Annotated in this window: 16 protein-coding genes and 2 tRNA genes; 4 read left to right on the forward strand and 14 right to left on the reverse strand. The window is 70.6% G+C overall.

Annotated elements, in window-relative coordinates; genetic code table 11:
• Positions 1-73: 73 nt before the first annotated feature.
• The 11 genes from GA0070215_RS12895 to amcA (GA0070215_RS28440) form a co-directional block, all read right to left on the reverse strand.
• Positions 74-3,268, reverse strand: a complete 3,195-nt coding sequence (locus GA0070215_RS12895; RefSeq protein ID WP_091045630.1) for an FG-GAP repeat protein — start codon at positions 3,266-3,268, stop codon at positions 74-76.
• A gap of 802 nt (positions 3,269-4,070) precedes the next feature.
• Positions 4,071-4,835 carry a 1-acyl-sn-glycerol-3-phosphate acyltransferase gene (locus GA0070215_RS12900; RefSeq protein WP_091045634.1) on the reverse strand — a complete coding sequence of 255 codons (765 nt, stop codon included), beginning with the start codon at positions 4,833-4,835 and terminating at the stop codon, positions 4,071-4,073.
• The gene (locus GA0070215_RS12905; protein ID WP_091045638.1) at positions 4,832-6,277 is read right to left on the reverse strand and encodes a dihydrolipoyl dehydrogenase family protein; all 1,446 of its coding nucleotides are present in this window, start codon (positions 6,275-6,277) and stop codon (positions 4,832-4,834) included. The genes GA0070215_RS12900 and GA0070215_RS12905 overlap by 4 nt, the downstream gene beginning before the upstream one ends.
• 128 nt (positions 6,278-6,405) lie before the next feature.
• Entirely contained in the window at positions 6,406-7,029 is a 624-nt protein-coding gene (locus GA0070215_RS12910) for a class I SAM-dependent methyltransferase (RefSeq protein ID WP_091045642.1), read from the reverse strand.
• Positions 7,030-7,348: 319 nt separating this feature from the next.
• Positions 7,349-7,609, reverse strand: coding sequence for a hypothetical protein (locus tag GA0070215_RS28435; protein ID WP_167361514.1), 261 nt, complete (start codon positions 7,607-7,609; stop codon positions 7,349-7,351).
• A gap of 49 nt (positions 7,610-7,658) precedes the next feature.
• A complete protein-coding gene (locus GA0070215_RS12920) occupies positions 7,659-8,228 on the reverse strand; it encodes a kinase (RefSeq protein ID WP_091045650.1) in 570 nt (189 codons plus the stop codon).
• 15 nt (positions 8,229-8,243) lie between these two features.
• Positions 8,244-8,906 (reverse strand): pentapeptide repeat-containing protein, encoded by a 663-nt coding sequence (locus GA0070215_RS12925; protein WP_091045653.1) that lies wholly within the window; start codon positions 8,904-8,906, stop codon positions 8,244-8,246.
• Positions 8,907-8,967: 61 nt separating this feature from the next.
• Positions 8,968-9,150 (reverse strand): multiple cyclophane-containing RiPP AmcA, encoded by a 183-nt coding sequence (amcA, locus tag GA0070215_RS12930; protein WP_018789098.1) that lies wholly within the window; start codon positions 9,148-9,150, stop codon positions 8,968-8,970.
• The gene (gene amcB, locus GA0070215_RS12935) at positions 9,147-10,283 is read right to left on the reverse strand and encodes a cyclophane-forming radical SAM peptide maturase AmcB (protein ID WP_091045657.1); all 1,137 of its coding nucleotides are present in this window, start codon (positions 10,281-10,283) and stop codon (positions 9,147-9,149) included. The genes amcA (GA0070215_RS12930) and amcB overlap by 4 nt, the downstream gene beginning before the upstream one ends.
• Entirely contained in the window at positions 10,280-10,627 is a 348-nt protein-coding gene (locus GA0070215_RS12940) for a hypothetical protein (protein ID WP_091045662.1), read from the reverse strand. The genes amcB and GA0070215_RS12940 overlap by 4 nt, the downstream gene beginning before the upstream one ends.
• Positions 10,624-10,788: a multiple cyclophane-containing RiPP AmcA gene (amcA, locus tag GA0070215_RS28440; protein WP_167361515.1), complete on the reverse strand. Its 165-nt coding sequence runs from the start codon at positions 10,786-10,788 to the stop codon at positions 10,624-10,626. Before amcA (GA0070215_RS28440) ends, GA0070215_RS12940 begins: the two co-directional genes overlap by 4 nt.
• Before the next feature lie 419 nt (positions 10,789-11,207).
• Between amcA (GA0070215_RS28440) and GA0070215_RS12945 the strand changes: the two genes are divergently transcribed.
• Both GA0070215_RS12945 and GA0070215_RS12950 read left to right on the forward strand, forming a co-directional pair.
• Positions 11,208-12,554: a hypothetical protein gene (locus tag GA0070215_RS12945; protein ID WP_091045665.1), complete on the forward strand. Its 1,347-nt coding sequence runs from the start codon at positions 11,208-11,210 to the stop codon at positions 12,552-12,554.
• On the forward strand, positions 12,551-13,126 hold the full coding sequence (locus tag GA0070215_RS12950) for a flavoprotein (protein ID WP_091045668.1): 576 nt from the start codon (positions 12,551-12,553) through the stop codon (positions 13,124-13,126). The genes GA0070215_RS12945 and GA0070215_RS12950 overlap by 4 nt, the downstream gene beginning before the upstream one ends.
• Before the next feature lie 58 nt (positions 13,127-13,184).
• Here GA0070215_RS12950 and GA0070215_RS12955 read toward each other — a convergent pair.
• Positions 13,185-13,260: transfer RNA gene (locus GA0070215_RS12955), tRNA-Lys, on the reverse strand.
• 181 nt (positions 13,261-13,441) lie between these two features.
• On the opposite strand from GA0070215_RS12955, the gene GA0070215_RS12960 reads away from it, so the two are divergent.
• Together GA0070215_RS12960 and GA0070215_RS12965 are read left to right on the forward strand one after the other, a co-directional pair.
• A complete protein-coding gene (locus GA0070215_RS12960; protein ID WP_141708193.1) occupies positions 13,442-14,176 on the forward strand; it encodes a class I SAM-dependent methyltransferase in 735 nt (244 codons plus the stop codon).
• The gene (locus GA0070215_RS12965) at positions 14,166-14,675 is read left to right on the forward strand and encodes an SRPBCC family protein (protein WP_091045676.1); all 510 of its coding nucleotides are present in this window, start codon (positions 14,166-14,168) and stop codon (positions 14,673-14,675) included. Before GA0070215_RS12960 ends, GA0070215_RS12965 begins: the two co-directional genes overlap by 11 nt.
• A 4-nt stretch (positions 14,676-14,679) precedes the next feature.
• On the opposite strand, the gene GA0070215_RS12970 is transcribed toward GA0070215_RS12965, so the two are convergent.
• Together GA0070215_RS12970 and GA0070215_RS12975 are read right to left on the reverse strand one after the other, a co-directional pair.
• A complete protein-coding gene (locus tag GA0070215_RS12970) occupies positions 14,680-15,513 on the reverse strand; it encodes a MerR family transcriptional regulator (RefSeq protein WP_091045681.1) in 834 nt (277 codons plus the stop codon).
• A gap of 319 nt (positions 15,514-15,832) precedes the next feature.
• Positions 15,833-15,908: transfer RNA gene (locus GA0070215_RS12975), tRNA-Lys, on the reverse strand.
• Positions 15,909-15,950 lie beyond the last annotated feature (42 nt).

Below are 15,950 nucleotides of genomic sequence, written 5' to 3' on the forward strand. Positions count from 1 at the left end.
CCCCGTTTTCTCGTATGACGGGCCACCCTCTGGTCCTCCCCCGCTGGACAACTGCTCATGTCGATGGTCTTCATCAGCTGATCGCCGCCCCGAACGCGCTGTGCCCGGTGGGGAGACCGCCCTGTCCCGGCTGCCAGGTGACGCTCGGGGCCGTGTTGCCCGCGCTCAGGTCGGACCAGGTGAACCCGTAGACGGCGTCGGCACCGTAGGGGGTGCCGACGTAGAGCCGTTGCGAGGTGGCCGAGAGCGAGGTGCCGACCAGTTCCTGGGCGCCGGCCGTCCCCGGCATGCCGCCCGATTCCCGGTGCAGCGTGGTCGGGGTGCCGATCGGATTGGCCAGCGCCGGGAAGACACGTACCCGTCCGGAGTCGGCCACCGACGTGCCCGCGTCCTCACCCGGCACGCCGATCGCGACGAACATCGTCGCGTTGGTGCCCTCGCTGCCCGGCGCGGTGTTCACCACCACGACCTTCTCGCCGAGGTAGTCGCCGTCCTCCGAGGCGTACGTGATCGCGGGCAGTTCGGTGAAGGTGTTCGCGGCCGTGACGTGGAACCGGTGCACCAGTCCGGCGTCCGGCGCCGGGGTGTTGGTGGCCGCGACGACCAGGTCCTCACCCGGCACACCGACAACGACCAGCGAGTCGGCCTGGCCGGCGGGAGCACCGACGGGCCGGTACGGCGCGATCGAGATCGACTTGCCGAAGTTGTCGTTGGCCTCGGCGTCGTTCGAGACGTTGGCGACGTTCTGCTCCAGGCCGGCGGCGAGGGTCGGCAGACCGTTGCTCAGCGTGTGGCTGAAGACGTTCACCGCTCCGGCGAAGGCCTCGGTGCCGATCGCCTCGCCCGGGGAACCGACCGCCCAGTGGTGGGTGGAGGCGGCCACCGCATAGCCCGTTCGGTCGTCGATCTCGGCCGCGCCCGGGATGCCGCTGCCCTGGGACATTGCCACGTTCACGGTGCCGCGCATGTAATGCACGATCCCGGTGACCGGGTTGGCCAGCCCTTCACCGGGCGCGCCGATGACGAGGTACGGCTCACCGCTGGCCGTCCGGCTGCCGGCCACGGCGTAGCCGAACCAGTCGTACGCCTCGGCCGCGTCGGGGACGTTGGCGCTGTCCTGGTGGTACGAGACGGCGGGCGGGCCCTGCGCGAGGCCGGCGGGTGATCCGAGCAGTACGTACACGACACCGGCCTGGGCCTGGCCGCTGACGGCCTGGTTCGGCACGCCGACCGCCAGGTCGGTGCACCCGTCGTTGTTGGCGTCGTACGCGGCGATCGACGTGCCGAAGCGGTCACCCGCCTCGGCTGCACCGGGCATGCTGGCCCCACCCTCGTGCAGGGTGTGCACTGTTGTGCTGCCGCCGTACGTGACGTTGATCCGGCCGGCACGGATCTGACCGTTGACAGTGGCCTCCGGGTCGGCGATCGCGATGTCGGCGACGCCGTCGCCGTTGAAGTCGCTGTCCGTTCCGCCGGTGCAACCGGTGACCGGAGTGGCCGTGGTGTACACCTGCATCTCACAGAACGACGACCAGATGTCGCTGCCGCTGACCCCGTCCGCGGCCTTCACCCGCCAGCGGTAGATACCGCCGTCGACGAAGGCGCCGGCGGGAACGGTCGCCGTCACTGTGGCGCCGGAGGCGACGTTGCTGGACGACGCGGAACCGATCGCCTTCTCCGCGTTCATCGCCCACCACTCGACGGTGACTGTCATCGCGGTGCCGTCGCCGTCGGCGACGGTGGCCTTGAGCTGCGGCGTCAGCGTGTTGACGAGGGGACGGGCGGAGCCGGTCGCGCAGGTGGTGGCGGGGACGGTCGACCGGGCCGTCACGGTCGGCCACGAGTTGTAGGTGACGCTGGCCTTGGGCACCTCGGTACTGGCTGCGGCGTTGCGGGAGCGGAACTGCTTGAAAGACTTCGAATCGGTTTCGTCGGTGGCCCGTAGGCCCATGTCAGCGCGGGTGTCACCGGCGTTCGCCGCGCGCTGGAAGAACTTGGTACCGCTGATCCCGACCCAGGCGTCGTTGCAACTGGCGTCGTAGCCGGCAGTCGCCAGGGTGGTCGCCTCCTGGTTGTTCCATGCCGGCTGGGTGTCCCAGATCATGTCGTCGGCCACCGCCCCCACGGTCCAGAGCTCCCACGATCGGCCCTCGCACAGGGGCGACCACCAGTTCCAGAACGAGACGGTGGCGGAGGTGATCTGCTTACCGACGAAGGCCGTGGTGTCCCAGCGCAGCAAGGACCGGGTGACGGGCCCGGTCGGACCGAGCCGACCGAGCCGGAGGTCGTCGGTGCCGCCCCGGTTGACCGTGTCGCCGGCCTGGATGTACGTGTCGAACGTGGTGTACACCGGGTTGATCGTCGGGTCGATGACGATCGGGTACTCCCGCTTGGAGTCGTTCAGCCAGCGCAGGTCCGGGGTCAGCGTCAGGTCGAGCCCGCGAGTTGCACGGGCCTCGGCGGCGGGGGCGATCGTGGATGCGACAGCCGTCTCGGCGGTGGGGTTGCCGAGCGCGTCGACCCGCGCGTCCCACATCCGCAGTGCGGGGGTGTGCGCGACCACCCGGCCGGCGGCGTCCTCGATGGCGGTGTTGCCGCTGGCGTCGCGGACCGCCCGGGCGGCGTTCGGCCCGGTGATCGGCAGTGTGAGCCGGGCGACGTGCTTCACGGCGCTGCGGTCCTTGACGACGAAGAACGCCTCCATGCCGGCGCGAGTCGCCTCGACGACCAGGTCCACCCCGGGCAGCGTGTCGACATAGGTGGCCCGTCCGCCATCCAGCTTCGGCTCGGGCAGCCGGCCAGCCCAACCGACCGCGAGCCGATCCGCTCCGTGGCCGAGGACGGCCAGTTCCGGCGTCCCGCTCGGGTGCGCGCCGGAGACGACGAGATCGAAGGGGTGGGCGACGGCGCTGATCCGCCCGTCCGCGCCCTTGCGCAGGGTCAGATCGACCGGAACCCACTGGTCACCGCGCCGAATCCGGCTCGCGCCGACCGAAAGCTCGGCCCGGAACTGACCGTCCGGCAGTGCGTAGACCGCTGTCGTCTCCGACGTGAGGCTCTTGACCTGCACCGGCTTGCCGGACTCGCGGGCGGCTCGAAGGGACACCGCTTCATCGGTCCGGCTCTCCACGCCGCCTGTCACGCCGTCGGGTCCAGCGGCGAGATACGCCGCCGGTTCTCCCGGTACGCCCGCCAACGCGGCCGCCGTCAGTACGGCGACGCACGCAGCCAGGCACGAACGGACAGTGGCCGTCACTCGACGTGCCACAAACCCTCCCCCGTGTGCTCTCCAGTTGTGCGAGCGGGACTCTAAGGGTGCCCTGCCTCAGCGCACAAGGTCGGATACGTTCCGTCAGGACGGATCACGGCGAAATGGACATCCCATCGATCGACCAACACGCTGCGCAACCGACCTCGCCGCCACAATGGAGCCTTCGGCCACCGCCGCGCCCGCGAGCGGCGACGGCGGGGCATCGAGCCGATCCTCAAAACCGCAGATCAGAAGATGGTTGCCGCAGTCAACTGACACCCCGCGGATCGCTCCACCACTGCGAAGCACTATTACGCATCGCCCTCCTTGAATATGACACGGCGTAGCTGTCAATGATCGAACAATCGACCGATGCTGCACTCGTCCATCGGTGGACAACACCGGGCCACTCGGACCCATGGAGGCACCGGAACGGCGCCGGACGGCATCATGTCAACCACCCCGAGCAGATCATCGATCCAGCGCAGAGCGCCGAACAATGATCGCGAAAACCGATTCGCGCCGTCAGAGAATCGGACGTCATTCGCCTCATTCGGGCGTCGGGACCGCCCTCGTACGGGGAGAGACGGGTTGGTGATCCTCATGCGCAACGCCAACGAGGTAATCCGCGAAGACCGTTACCAGCAATCCGGGCTGTGGGCAGGTTCAAGCGCATGGTCACGGCGGTCGCAGGGAACCCGATGCCGTCATCGTGGACGCCACCGCTCAGCACACGGGACGTCGCGCCCGCTGATGGGGCTGTCGGGGCGGACGAGCCGTGTTCGGTGCTCTGCCGGGGTGCGGGCGATGGGGGCCAGGGTCAGCCGGCGGCGTCGAGCAGGGACTGGACGGCGGCGAGGACCCGGGCGGCGCAGCTTCGCACGTACACCTCGTCGGCGGCGGCGTCGGCGCCGTGGCGGTCGAAGTGGATCGGTGGCCCCACGACGATGGTGATGCGCACCGGAAGCGGCAGGTAGGGCACGGACGGGAGGAACGTCAGGCCCCACGGCACACTGAGCAGGAGGGGCCAACGGGCCAGTCGCAGCCGCCGCCGCGTGCCCAGCAGCCGGGCCACCGCGGCGCCGTCGTGCAGGACGATCGCGGTGTTGTGCGCCCCTGCCGCGGCGATCGGGACGACCGGCACGCCGCACGCCACGGCGAGCCGGGCGTGGCCGACCCGTCCCTCGAAGACCACCCTCCGCCGCTGGGTCCACCGGCGGGCGCCGTCGGCGTCGCTGCCCGGGTACACCAGCACCTTGTCGCCACGGTCGAGCAGGGCCGCGGCGGTCGCCAGGTCCGCGGGGACGGCGCCCAGCGGCCGGAGCCAGCGGCCGAGCAGGGTCAGGCCGAGATTGTGGGTGAGTACCCAGGGCGTGTCGGCGAGCCCGCGGCTGCGGTGGACGGCGGCGCCGAACAGGTAGGTGTCGCCGGTGTAGAACCCGCCGTTGTGGTTGCCGACGAACAGTGCCGGGCCGGCGGGGATCCGGTCGAGGCCGACGACGCGCGCGCGGTGGTACGGCACCAGGACACGCCGTACCAGCCGCGCCGCACGAGCGATGGCGGCCGGGTCGCGCTGTGGCGTCACGAGGTACGCGCGGCGGCCCGGAGCGCGCCCAGCAGCGGCCGGGTCAGCCGCCGGGTGGTGGGAGTCAGCAGGCGCCGCTGCAGGTGTTCACCGACGGCGTCGACGGCGGCCAGCGCGTACGTCGGGTAGGGGTGCACGGTGCGGTACAGCTCGGTGAGCCGGCCGCGGCGGGCGATCAGGGCTGCCAGCTCACCGATCACCTCGCCGGCGGCCGGTGCCACGACGGTCGCGCCGACCAGCCGTCCCGCCGGATCGGCGACCAGGGACGCCCACCCGTCGGTGCGCCCGGCGGCCACCGCCCGGTCCACCTCGGCCAGGTCGAGGCGGGTGAGCACCGCCCGTCCACCCCACCGGCTCCGGGCCTGGGACGCGCGAAGGCCGACCCGGGCGACCTCGGGGTCGGTGAAGACCACATACGGCATCGAGAGGTACCGCACATGCCGAGGGAGCAGGAACAGCGCGTTGAGCGTCGCCGTGGCGGCCTGGTGGGCGGCGACCTGGGTGAACGGCAGTACACCGGTCACGTCGCCGGCGGCGTACACCCCGGGTGCGGACGTCCGCATGCGGGTGTCCACCCGGATCGCCCCCCGGTCGGTCAGCGTCACACCGGCGTCGCGCAGGCCCAGCCCGGCGGTGCGGGGCCGCCGCCCGCCCGCGACGAGCACCCGGTCGACGTCGATCCGACCCGGTCGCGCCCCGTCCACCCGGGCCCGCCACGGGCCTTGCCCGGTGATCTCCCTGAGCTCGGTGCCGGTCCGCACGTCGGCGCCCTCGTCCCGCAGGCGCGCGGCGATCAGGTCACCGACCTCCGGGTCCTCCCGCGCCAGCAGTCGCGGGGACCGTTCCACCAGGGTCACCTCGCTTCCGAGGCGCGCGAACGCCTGGCCCAGCTCGCAACCGACCGGCCCGCCGCCCAGCACCAGCAGGCGCCGTGGCAGTGTCGTCAGGCCCCAGACCGTGTCGCTGGTCAGCGGGCCGGCATCGGCGAGGCCGGGCACCGGCGGCACCGCCGGCTCCGAGCCGACCGCCACCAGGACGCACCGCGCCGTCAGTTCGCGCCCGTCCGAGGCGAGCCGCACCCGGCGCGGCCCGACGAAGGTCACCTCGTCGGAGATCACCTGAGCGCCGGCGGCGCGGATCCGCTCCGGCGCGTCGTGTGGCGCGATCGTCCGCTGGGCGGCGCGCACGTGCGCCATCACGTCGGCCAGGTCGACCACCGGCTCGACCGGCGTCAGGCCCACCCGGTCGGCACGCCGCATCCGCTGGGCCAGGTCGGCCGCCTCGATCAACGCCTTGCTCGGTACGCAGCCCGTCCAGAGGCACTCGCCGCCGGTGCGGTCCCGTTCGACCAGAGCGACCCGGGCACCCAACCCTCCGGCGACCACCGCCGAGACCAGCCCCGCCGTGCCGCCGCCGAGAACGAGAAGATCAAGACCGGTCACAGGTGCCTCACCACCGTTGCCGGCCGGAGTATGCCTTCGTCATGCCGTGACGCTATCCGCGCGGCACGCGCGCCCGCACATCCTGCCGGAGATGTCAGCGATCGGTAAGAACCGACCGGCCCGGCTGGTCAGCCGGATCGCCGGCCCGACACCACGTGGACGTGTCCGCCGCGCAGCACCTCGTGCCCGACATCGGTGAACCCGGCCTCCAGCAGCTTCCACGGATGCCGGTGCGGGTCGGAGCCACCGGCGAGGCACGCCAGGCGGGCGGCCGGGGAGAGTACCCGCCACCCGTCGGTCGGCAGGGCGAGATCGACGATCGTGGCCCGCCCACCGGGGCGCAGCAGGTCGATCGCCCCGTACCAGGCTCGACGCCAGTCGGCAACGACACTGAGCGCGTAGACGAAGAGCACCGCGTCGAATTCCGGTCCCGCCCGCAGTGCCGGTGGCGGATCCGCTGCGTCCGCCCGTATCAGTTGGACATTCGTCCAGCCGGCGCGCTCGATGCGCGACCGCGACCGGCGCAGCATCTGCGGACTCGCGTCGACACCGACCACCGCACCTCGCGCGCCGACCACGTCGCGGACGAGGGGCATGCTCAGTCCCGTCCCGCAGCCCACGTCCAACACCCGATCCCCGGCCCGCAGGCCGGTCGCGTCGACTCCGACCACGCGTCCCGCCCGGTAGACGGGCCACTCCAGCGACACCACGTCGTACAGGTCCGCCACCAGGCGATATCGCAGTCCGCTCACGGCGCTCTCCGGGCCGGCTTCCTCGACGGCGGGGGGCTCAGGTCGGGCGGGATGCGGGGCATGCCACCGGCCTACCCGTCGCCGTGCCTGTTAATCTAAGCGCGGGCGTCGCCGCCGGCCGCGAACCCGGGACACCAGAAAGCCCTGGCCCGCAGACACCTGCCGGACCGGGGCCTTGCTCGTTGGTGCACCGCCAGGGACTCGAACCCCGAACCCGCGGATTAAGAGCTTGATCTTGGCCGAGTCACCCGGTCCAACCGGGTCTACTGAGTCCATCTGTTCGCGGTCATGGCCCGACTCAGTCGAGTCGGCGTCCCAGTCAGTCCCTCCGACCATGGTCGCGTCCACGGCGCCCGAGCACCCGTCGAGCACCAATGCACGCCCGCGGTTGAACGCTGACGACCGTGGCATGGCGCAACGTCCGGATCACCGATTCGTCTGGGTCGACGACGAGATCTCCCATGTCGACCAGCAGTGGGTATCGACTCATCACCCCGGCCCGGCCCTGCTGCATCGGGTCGATCCACGCCGCGGACTGACCGAGCACGACTTCACTGCCATCGAGAGATGGCTCGCTCATGCAGGCGCAGTAGGGCGAGCATGCGGCGGTGGCAACCCGGCGGTCTGCTCTATGGAGACGGTACGTTCGGAAGCAGGTCGTCGTCGCGTCCGGTCTGGGGCAGCCCAGCAGCAGCGGCGATGACCTCGACGGCCTCGTTCAGTCCGGTGGTCTCGGGGAGAACAAGTTCGTCGGGCCAGCCGAGAACATCGTGAGCCGAGTACCAGCCGCTCATGTGCTCGGCGGTGAACTCACTGAGCTGCGGGCGTGTGAGGTGCCGGCGCAGGGTCTCGGCCAAGGACACATCGAGGTAGCAGAACAGCGACCGCCCTCGGTGCCCGTCCCGCAGGGCGGTCAGCATGCTGCGGTAGCGGCTGCTGTGCAGGATGCCCTCCAAGACCACGTGGTAGCCGTGGTCGAGGGCGAACCGGACGGTCTGCGCGATCAACGCCGGTGCCGCGCCGCCGGGCTTGTCCCGCTCGCGCAGCACGATCCGGCGCAGGTAGTCCTGCTCGACCAGGGCGCAGCCCCGGCCGTGCCGGAGTCGTAGCTCTCGGGCGATGCTGCTCTTGCCCGAGCCGGAGTTGCCCCGGATACAGACGAGGATCGTGTCCGGGTTGCCGGTGGGTTCAGCGAGCACGATCCCTCCTCGGATTCACTCGTTGCGCACGGTGAGGTCGAGGGCGGCGACGGTCAGCTGGGTGAGGTCAGGAAGTTGGTCTTCGTCGACGGTGACGCCGCGCAGGTTGTCCAGCGGCGTCTTCAGCCCGTGGAGTCGGTTGCCCCGAAGGTCGGTCCCGTCGAGCTGACAGGAGTCCAGTTCCAGGCCTGCAAGGTCACATGACCGCAGTGCGATGCGGGGTAGCCGGCACGACGACCACGCGCCGTTGGTGAGAGTGCACTCGGAGAAGGCGACCGAGCCGGCGGCGGCGACACGCTGGAGGGTGGCGTAGTCGAAGCGGCAGCCGTCGAACAGGACGTCCTTGAGGCGGACGTCGGTGAGTCTGGCGCCGGTGAACCGGGAGCCGGTGATCGCGCACCGTTCGATGGTCATGCCGGTCAGGGTCGCGCCGGAGACGTCGGTTCGGGTGATCTCGCAGCCGTAGAGGCTGCCGGCTTCCCAGGTGCTCTCACTCAGGTCCACGCCGGTGATCATGCTGCTGCGAATGCTGACGTCCTCAAGATGCGAGCCGCGCCACGCCGAGCCCTCGACGAGGGCCTCGGTGAGGCCGCCGCCCAGGTTCGTCGTGGTGTCGAGGTCGTCCGGTTCGAGGTCCGGCAGCAGGACCTTCACGTCGCCGATCATGGTGGTGCGCATGTGTCCTCAACCTGTGTGGGCGCGGGATGGGCACGCCACCCCGCGCGTCCCGTGGCGGGGGCTACTTCTTCTTGTTCCAGTTGTCCCAGCCGGGTCGACTGTCGAACCTACCCTTGTTGTCCCAGGTGGGGCGGTTGTCGAACTTCGCCGCGTCGATTGACGCTACCGACCGCTGCGGGTCGACGCCGAGGCGGGCGAGTTGCTCGGGTGCGGCGTTGACAAGGACCGCGAGTGCGTTGGTCATAGTGCTTCTCCTTGAGTGGTGAGGTGATCCGCGGCGGCGCAGACGAGGGCCTGTCGGGTGATCCGGCAGTAGGTGGTCTCGCGGGCGGTGAACGTCGCGTGCTCGAAGTAGCGGTTGCCGGCCTGGGCGCCACGGCAGAAGTCGTAGAAGGCGCAGTGATCGGCGCAGTCGTTGAGGGCCGTGATGAACTCGGCGACGTAGTCCAGATCGCCGGCGCGGGCGAGCATGGCGGTGATGGGTTGCCGGAGGACGTTGCCGGCGATGAAGTCGCCGTATCGCGGCTCGGTAATGCCGAGCAGCTCCGGTGACAGCAGCACCACCTGCCCATCCCAGGAAACGGTCGGGATCGGCTCGTACGGCGCGTGGTCGACGTGTCCGGCGCGGGTGGCGGCGAGATAGTCGGCCAGCCGGTCCACGTCGCGGATCCGCAGCGGGCTGCCGCCGACGCGACGTGCGATGAGGTGCTGCCAGAACTGGTACGCGGCGTCCTCCGACACCGGTGCGCGGTCGGCGCCCTCCTGCTCCTCGATGTTGAAGCCCACCGACTCGCAGCCGGGCAGGCCGGTGAAGAAGTCGACGAGGGATTCCGCATGGTCGATGGTTTCCGGGGTGACCACACAGATCACCGAGTACCTCAGCCCTGCGTCGGCCAGGGTCTGCATGCCGCGCAGGGTCCGGGCGTCGGTCGCGTTGCCGGCCCGGTCGAGGCGGTTCCGGTTCAACGCGTCCGGTCCGTCGATGCTGACCCCGACCTCGAACCCGTAAGCGGTGAACAGCTCGCACCACTGCCGGTTGATCAGCGTCGCGTTCGTCTGGAGCTCGTGACGCACCATTCCCGCGCGCCGCAGCTCCTCGAACGGGGTCAGTAGGTTCCGGAACAGCCTGAGGGGTGCGGCGGTGGGTTCGCCCCCGTGCCACACGACACTCACCGGATGACCGCTGTTCTGCTGGGCGATCGACTCGGCGCAGGCCTGCGCGACCGCGCCGCTCATCAGGCGGAAGGATCTCCGGTCGGGCAGGTAGCAGTAGGTGCAGTCGAGGTTGCAGAAGCTCGTCGGCTGCACGACCAGGGTGTGGAAGCTGCCGGCGACCGCCGGCTGGCCGGTGGCGTTGATGAGGCCGATGCCGTTCACGAAATGGCCTCCTCGATGCTGGCGGCCGTGGTGGTACTGACGCGGTAGGCGTGGGTGTGACGGGCGGGCCAGCCCAGGAACCGGTCGAACATGTCGGCAGCGCTGCCCGTCACGCTCGGGTTGAGTCGGTGCAGGTCGTCGATCGCATCGTGCAGGCAGCCGGCCAGGTAGAGGAACAGGCTCACCGGCATTTCTCGGTACTCGGCCAGGAGCGCGAGCTTCGCTGCGCCGCAGGGCCACGGCTGACCGCATCGGCGGCACAGCCACAGCGGGCGCATCGGTAGATGTTCCACTCCGGATGGCGCGAGCCGGTTGACCGCGAGACGGCGCTGCGGCCCAGTCACCGGCGACCACCCTCGCGGGCCTGCTGCTCGAACAGCCGACGCCACACGAAGGTGAGCAGCGGCGGATCAGCGGGCCACCCATGCCCCGGCGAGGACGTCCACCTGGGCTCGGGGCGCCGGGACCGGCTGGCCATGGCGTTACGCGAGATGTACACCGTCATGCCGCCACCCCCACCAGGGACGATGAGCGGCGGGCTCGCCGGGGGAAGGGCGAGCCTGCCGCCGCATCACGGCGGCTGGGAGCAGACCCCCGCCGATCACCCACCCACGCAGCCCTCATGGCGGTACGCAGACGGGGCCTGTTCCCCAGGCCTGTGGGGGCGTCACAAGCTGGCGTCCGACGCGCCGGCAGACACCCTTGCCCTGCGGGAATTTCGTTGTTCATGCCGAGCTCCCTGGCGTGAGGCCATGAATGTGTGCTGGCCGCCTACTCGTTAGGAGCGGCGCCAAGCACAATCAGGTTCGCCCGCTGAGTGCGGCGCGGGAATGTCCTGTCGGTGCACTCACGGTGCACCTGCCAGCACGCCAAGTGCCGCTACGATCGTCCGGCCGACAACTGTCCCGAGCGAGAGGACGTGCGATGGCTGCGGTGACGACCTGGACCGGCCGGGAAGCGAACGCGCTGCGCCAGGCGTTGCGGATGAGCGTCACTGGCTTCGCCGAACACCTCGGTGCGGCGCGGCGGACGGTGGCCAAGTGGAGCAGCCAGGGCGACAAGGTCCACCTGCGTGCGGACATGCAGGCCGCTCTGGACACGGTGCTGGCTCGAGCCACCCCAGAGGCCCGTGAGCGCTTCGAAGCACTGGTGAGAGAAGGCACCAGCGGTGCACTTGCGGATCCCGCGCCGCTGCCTGTCACTGCCACGCAGGTCCATACTGGCGTCGGCGGTGCTCACGACATGGACTCGGACGGCGACGTGCGGCGCAGAGATCTCCTGGCAGGCGTGACGATCAGTGGCATCGCCCTGCCGCACGTCGCAACCCTGCTCAACACACTGGTCGCATCACCAGCCCGCAGCACCGAGCCGGATGCCCTACCGCTTCGGCAGTTCGCTCGAGAGGTCGCCGCCGCGAAAATCGATTACCAGGCGTGCCGGTATGAGCAGGTTCTCGTCCGACTCGTGGCCCTTTTGCCCGCCCTCGAACCGACTCGCGCGAACGCCGAAGGCGAGCAGCTAGCGCAGCTCGACGCCTTGGCCGGCGACCTCTACCACGTCGTCGGCAGCGTATTGCTGAAGGTCGGTGACGAGGGCATGGCCTTGGTCGCCGCTGAACGCAGCACCCGCGCCGCTGCGATCAGTCAGGATCCGGTGGCGATGGCAGCGAGCGCCCGGATCATGACCCACGCCCTGATGAGCAACGGCCACATGGCACAGGCACGTCAACTCGCCGAAGACGCGGCCGAAACCCTCCGGCGCAGCACCTGGCTCGCCTCGACCGACGCGGTCGCCGTCTACGGCGCCCTGCTGCTGCGGGGTGCTATCGCCGCAGCCCGTGACGACAACCGGGACAGCGCGCAAGCCATGCTCGACGAGGCCTCCCACGCCGCGGGACGACTCGGCTACGACGGCAACGACCGGTGGACCGGGTTCGGTGCCACAAACGTCCTGCTGCACCGCGTCAACATCGCGCTGGCCATGGGTGACGCTGGCACCGCCATCGCTATCGCTCGCCAGGTTCCGCTGGACAAGATCAGCCTCGCCGAACGCAAGGCATCCCTATTCGTTGACGTGGCCCGCGCCTACACGCAGTGGGGTCGCTACGAGCACGGCCTGGACGCTCTACGCGGCGCCTATCAGGTGGCACCAGAGGAGATCCGGTGCCGTCCAGCGGTGCAGCGCATCGCCAGCGACCTGGCCGTCCTTACCCGGGGACGCGTTCGCAGCGCAGTCCTCGACTTCGCCCAGCATGCCGGGATCCGCGTATGACCAGCGGCCACCTGCAGATCGTTGTCTGCGCTGCCGGACCTGCCGCAGACGTGACACAGCTGGTCACCGATGCGACGCAGCAGTCGTGGACAACGGCGGTCACCGCCACCCCCAGCGCCCTCGACTTCATCGACGCGGCAGCGATAGAGCGGCTGACCGGGCACCCGGTCCGGTCCACCTACCGGTCGTCCCCCGGCGCCCGCCGCTCGCTCCCCGCCGCAGACGCGCTCATCATCGCCCCTGCCACCTACAACTCCGTCAACAAGATCGCCCTCGGCATCGCCGACAACTACGCGATGACCACGGTCGCGGAGCTGATCGGCCGGCAGGTGCCGACCGTGGTCGTTCCGTTCGTCAACGCCGCCCTGGCCATCCGCGCACCTTTTCAGCGCGCCGTGGCGAGTCTCCGCGACGAGCGCGTACGGGTCGTCCTCGGGACCGAGGATGGATGGGAGCCTCACCCGCCCGGCAGCGGCAACATCCGCCAGCGGGCCTTTCCGTGGACGGCGGCGTTCGAGGCGGCGACCCGGATGGCTGGCGACGCGCCTGCCAGCAGCACCGATCGGGGCTGATCCAGCTTGGGTCCACGCCCCGACCGGCATAGAACTACCAGGTCAGGGCCTTGCTCGTTGGTGCGCCGCCAGGGACTCGAACCCCGAACCCGCGGATTAAGAGTCCGCTGCTCTGCCAGTTGAGCTAGCGGCGCTCGCTGACAACGGGACGAGACGTTAGCACGCCCGCGGACCACCGCCGAAACGCAGGGTCGGCCTCACCGCCACGCTGGCGTGACCTGCCGATCGCCGCCCCGGACGGGTGCGGGCCGTAGGAACGGACGCCGGTTTCCGCGCCGTCTGCCGGGGACCGGCCGGAGCCGTATCGTGCTGGTGATGAATGTCTTCGGCACGGTGGCCGACCTGTACGAGCGCGCACGGCCCGGATATCCGCCCGAGATCGCCGAGGCGATCCTCGCGTACCACGACGGCACACCGACGTCGGTGGCCGAGGTCGGCGCGGGCACCGGAAAGGGCACCGACGTGCTGGCCCGCCTCAGTGCGCCCCTGACCTGCGTGGAGCCCGACGCGCTGATGGCGGCCCGGCTGACCGAGCGGTTCCCGGACGCCCACGTCGAGGTGACCACGTTCGAGCGGTGGTCACCGCCGGCCGGCGGGGTGGAGGTGCTCGGCTGCGCGATGGCCTGGCACTGGCTGGACCCGGCCACCCGCAACGCCCTGGCCCGGCGCGCCCTGGCGCCCGGCGGCACGCTCGCCGTCTTCGGGCACCGCTACGACTACGCCGACGCCGACCAGCAGGCCGCTGTCCGGGCCGCGCTGCGGTCCGTCGACCCGACCGTCCGGGAGCGGCCCGTCGACTGGTTCCACCGGGACGTCCTCGACAGCGGGCAGTTCGACGACGTACGCCGGGAGGTGTTCCGCCGGGAGCTGCCGCTGGACAAGGAGCGGTACCTGGCGCTGATGCGCACGTTCGGGCCGTACCTGTCCCGCACGCCGGAGCAGCAGCGACGCGGGATCGCCGCCCTGGGCCGGCTGGTCGACGAGTTCGGCGGCACCGTCGTGCTCGACCTGCGGACCACGCTGGTGCTGGGCCGGGCCGATGCTCGGTGACCGGTGGGGCGTGTCCGACGACGAGACACGTCGCCGGTATCCGTGCGACGACTTCGTTCCCGCGCCCAACCTGCGGGCGTGTCGCGGGGTGACCGTGGACGCGCCGCCCTCCGCCGTGTGGCAGTGGGTCGCCCAGATCCGGCTCGCGCCGTACTCGTACGACTGGATCGACAACCTCGGCCGGCGCTCACCGCAACGGTTGGTGGACCTGCCGGAGCCGGTGGCAGGCGAGGCGTTCACCACAGCAGGCGGGCGGCGGCGGGGCCGGATCCTCGCGGTCGAACCGGGACATCACCTCACCGGCCGGATCATGGGCGCGGTCCTGTCGTACGTCCTGGTGCCGGACGGCGGAGACGGCACCCGGCTGCTGCTCAAGGTGGTGATGCGGACGAACCCGGTGATCGCCCTCGGCGGATGCCTCGGTGACCTGGTGATGGCCCGCCGGCAGTTGCTGAACCTCAAGCAGCTCGCCGAGCAGGGCGCGGTTCCGGGGCGCTGATCCTTCACTCCGGTCGTCGTTCGACGGGTGCGCTGCTCAGCACGCCGTCGACACGGACCTCCAGACGCAGGCGCGCCAGGTTGACGAACCGGTCGCCGTCCAGCGGTTCTGCGTCGAGCAGACGCAGGACCACTGTGCAGTACTTGGCCATTGTGTTGCGGCCTGGCATGAAGATCGACAGCTCGTCGTGGGCGCCGGGCGTCTGCACGATCAGGTCGGCGGGCAGGACCGGCAACGTCTCCGGGGTGCCTGCCACCGCGACCTTGACGATCCAGAACGGTCCGGCGCCGTCGAGTACGCGCCGGTCCTGTTCCGGCGTCTCCAGTGCCAGCGTCCGCCACGGCTCACCCAGGCAGGTGACTCCGGCCTGCCGCACGGTACTGACCAGTTCGGCCGCCGCCGCCGTGATGACCTCCTCGGCCCGGTCCCACTCGTGCGCGTCCCGGCCCAGCGGTGTGCCGGGCACGAGCCGCGCCACCACCGTCATGGGCGGCACGTGCCGCAACCGCGGTTCGGGCTGCGCCTCGAAGACGGCGCGGGCCGCCGCGATCGCGTCGGCCTGAGCCCGCCGCTGCCGGTCGACCTCGTCGCTGTGCCGGTCGAGCAGGGCGACCGCCTGGTCCGGTTCGTCGAGGGCACGCCGGACGAGCTTGACGCTCATCCCGGTGTCCCGCAGCAAGGTGATCAACATGGCCCGTTCCACCTGTTCGAAGGCGTACGAGCGGTGGCCGGTCCGGTCGTCGATCTGAGCGGGCACGAGCAGCCCTTCGGCGTGGTAGAAGCGCAGCGCCTGCGGCGACAGGTGGCACATCTGGCTGAACTCGCTGATCGACAACATGACCCCAGACTGCCCCCTACGGTTACCGCAAGGGCAAGGGACGCCGGCTGACGCCTGTCGTCGTCGGGGGCGGCGCTGCTCTTGCCCGAGCCGGAGTTGCCCCCGGATGCGGACGAGGGTCGTGTCCGGGCTACTGGTGGCAGCCAGCGTGCGCGATCCCTCCCGGCCCGACCGCGTCTGGGTGGAACGTCACGGGTGTCTCCCGGCCCGTTTGACACCCATGGCGTTCCACCCACGGGCGGCCAGCTGCCGCGCAGCGGGCGGCGTACGCGAAAAAGGCCCCGGTAGGCGTGGAACGCCTGCTCAGGGCCTTGCTCGTTGGTGCGCCGCCAGGGACTCGAACCCCGAACCCGCGGATTAAGAGTCCGCTGCTCTGCCAGTTGAGCTAGCGGCGCTCGCTGACAACGGGAAGAAGATTAGCACGCCCGCCGAGGTGG

Source organism: Micromonospora marina, assembly GCF_900091565.1.
GTDB classification, from domain to species: Bacteria; Actinomycetota; Actinomycetes; order Mycobacteriales; family Micromonosporaceae; genus Micromonospora; species Micromonospora marina.

Coding starts and splice junctions, on each gene's coding strand:
- GA0070215_RS28435 (WP_167361514.1), bottom strand. CDS start 7,609: ATGAGCGAGCCATCTCTCGATGGCAGTGAAGTCGTGCTCGGTCAGTCC.
- GA0070215_RS12925 (WP_091045653.1), bottom strand. CDS start 8,906: ATGCGCACCACCATGATCGGCGACGTGAAGGTCCTGCTGCCGGACCTC.
- amcA (WP_018789098.1), bottom strand. CDS start 9,150: ATGACCAACGCACTCGCGGTCCTTGTCAACGCCGCACCCGAGCAACTC.
- amcA (WP_167361515.1), bottom strand. CDS start 10,788: ATGACGGTGTACATCTCGCGTAACGCCATGGCCAGCCGGTCCCGGCGC.
- GA0070215_RS12945 (WP_091045665.1), top strand. CDS start 11,208: ATGGCTGCGGTGACGACCTGGACCGGCCGGGAAGCGAACGCGCTGCGC.
- GA0070215_RS12950 (WP_091045668.1), top strand. CDS start 12,551: ATGACCAGCGGCCACCTGCAGATCGTTGTCTGCGCTGCCGGACCTGCC.
- GA0070215_RS12960 (WP_141708193.1), top strand. CDS start 13,442: ATGAATGTCTTCGGCACGGTGGCCGACCTGTACGAGCGCGCACGGCCC.
- GA0070215_RS12965 (WP_091045676.1), top strand. CDS start 14,166: ATGCTCGGTGACCGGTGGGGCGTGTCCGACGACGAGACACGTCGCCGG.
- GA0070215_RS12970 (WP_091045681.1), bottom strand. CDS start 15,513: ATGTTGTCGATCAGCGAGTTCAGCCAGATGTGCCACCTGTCGCCGCAG.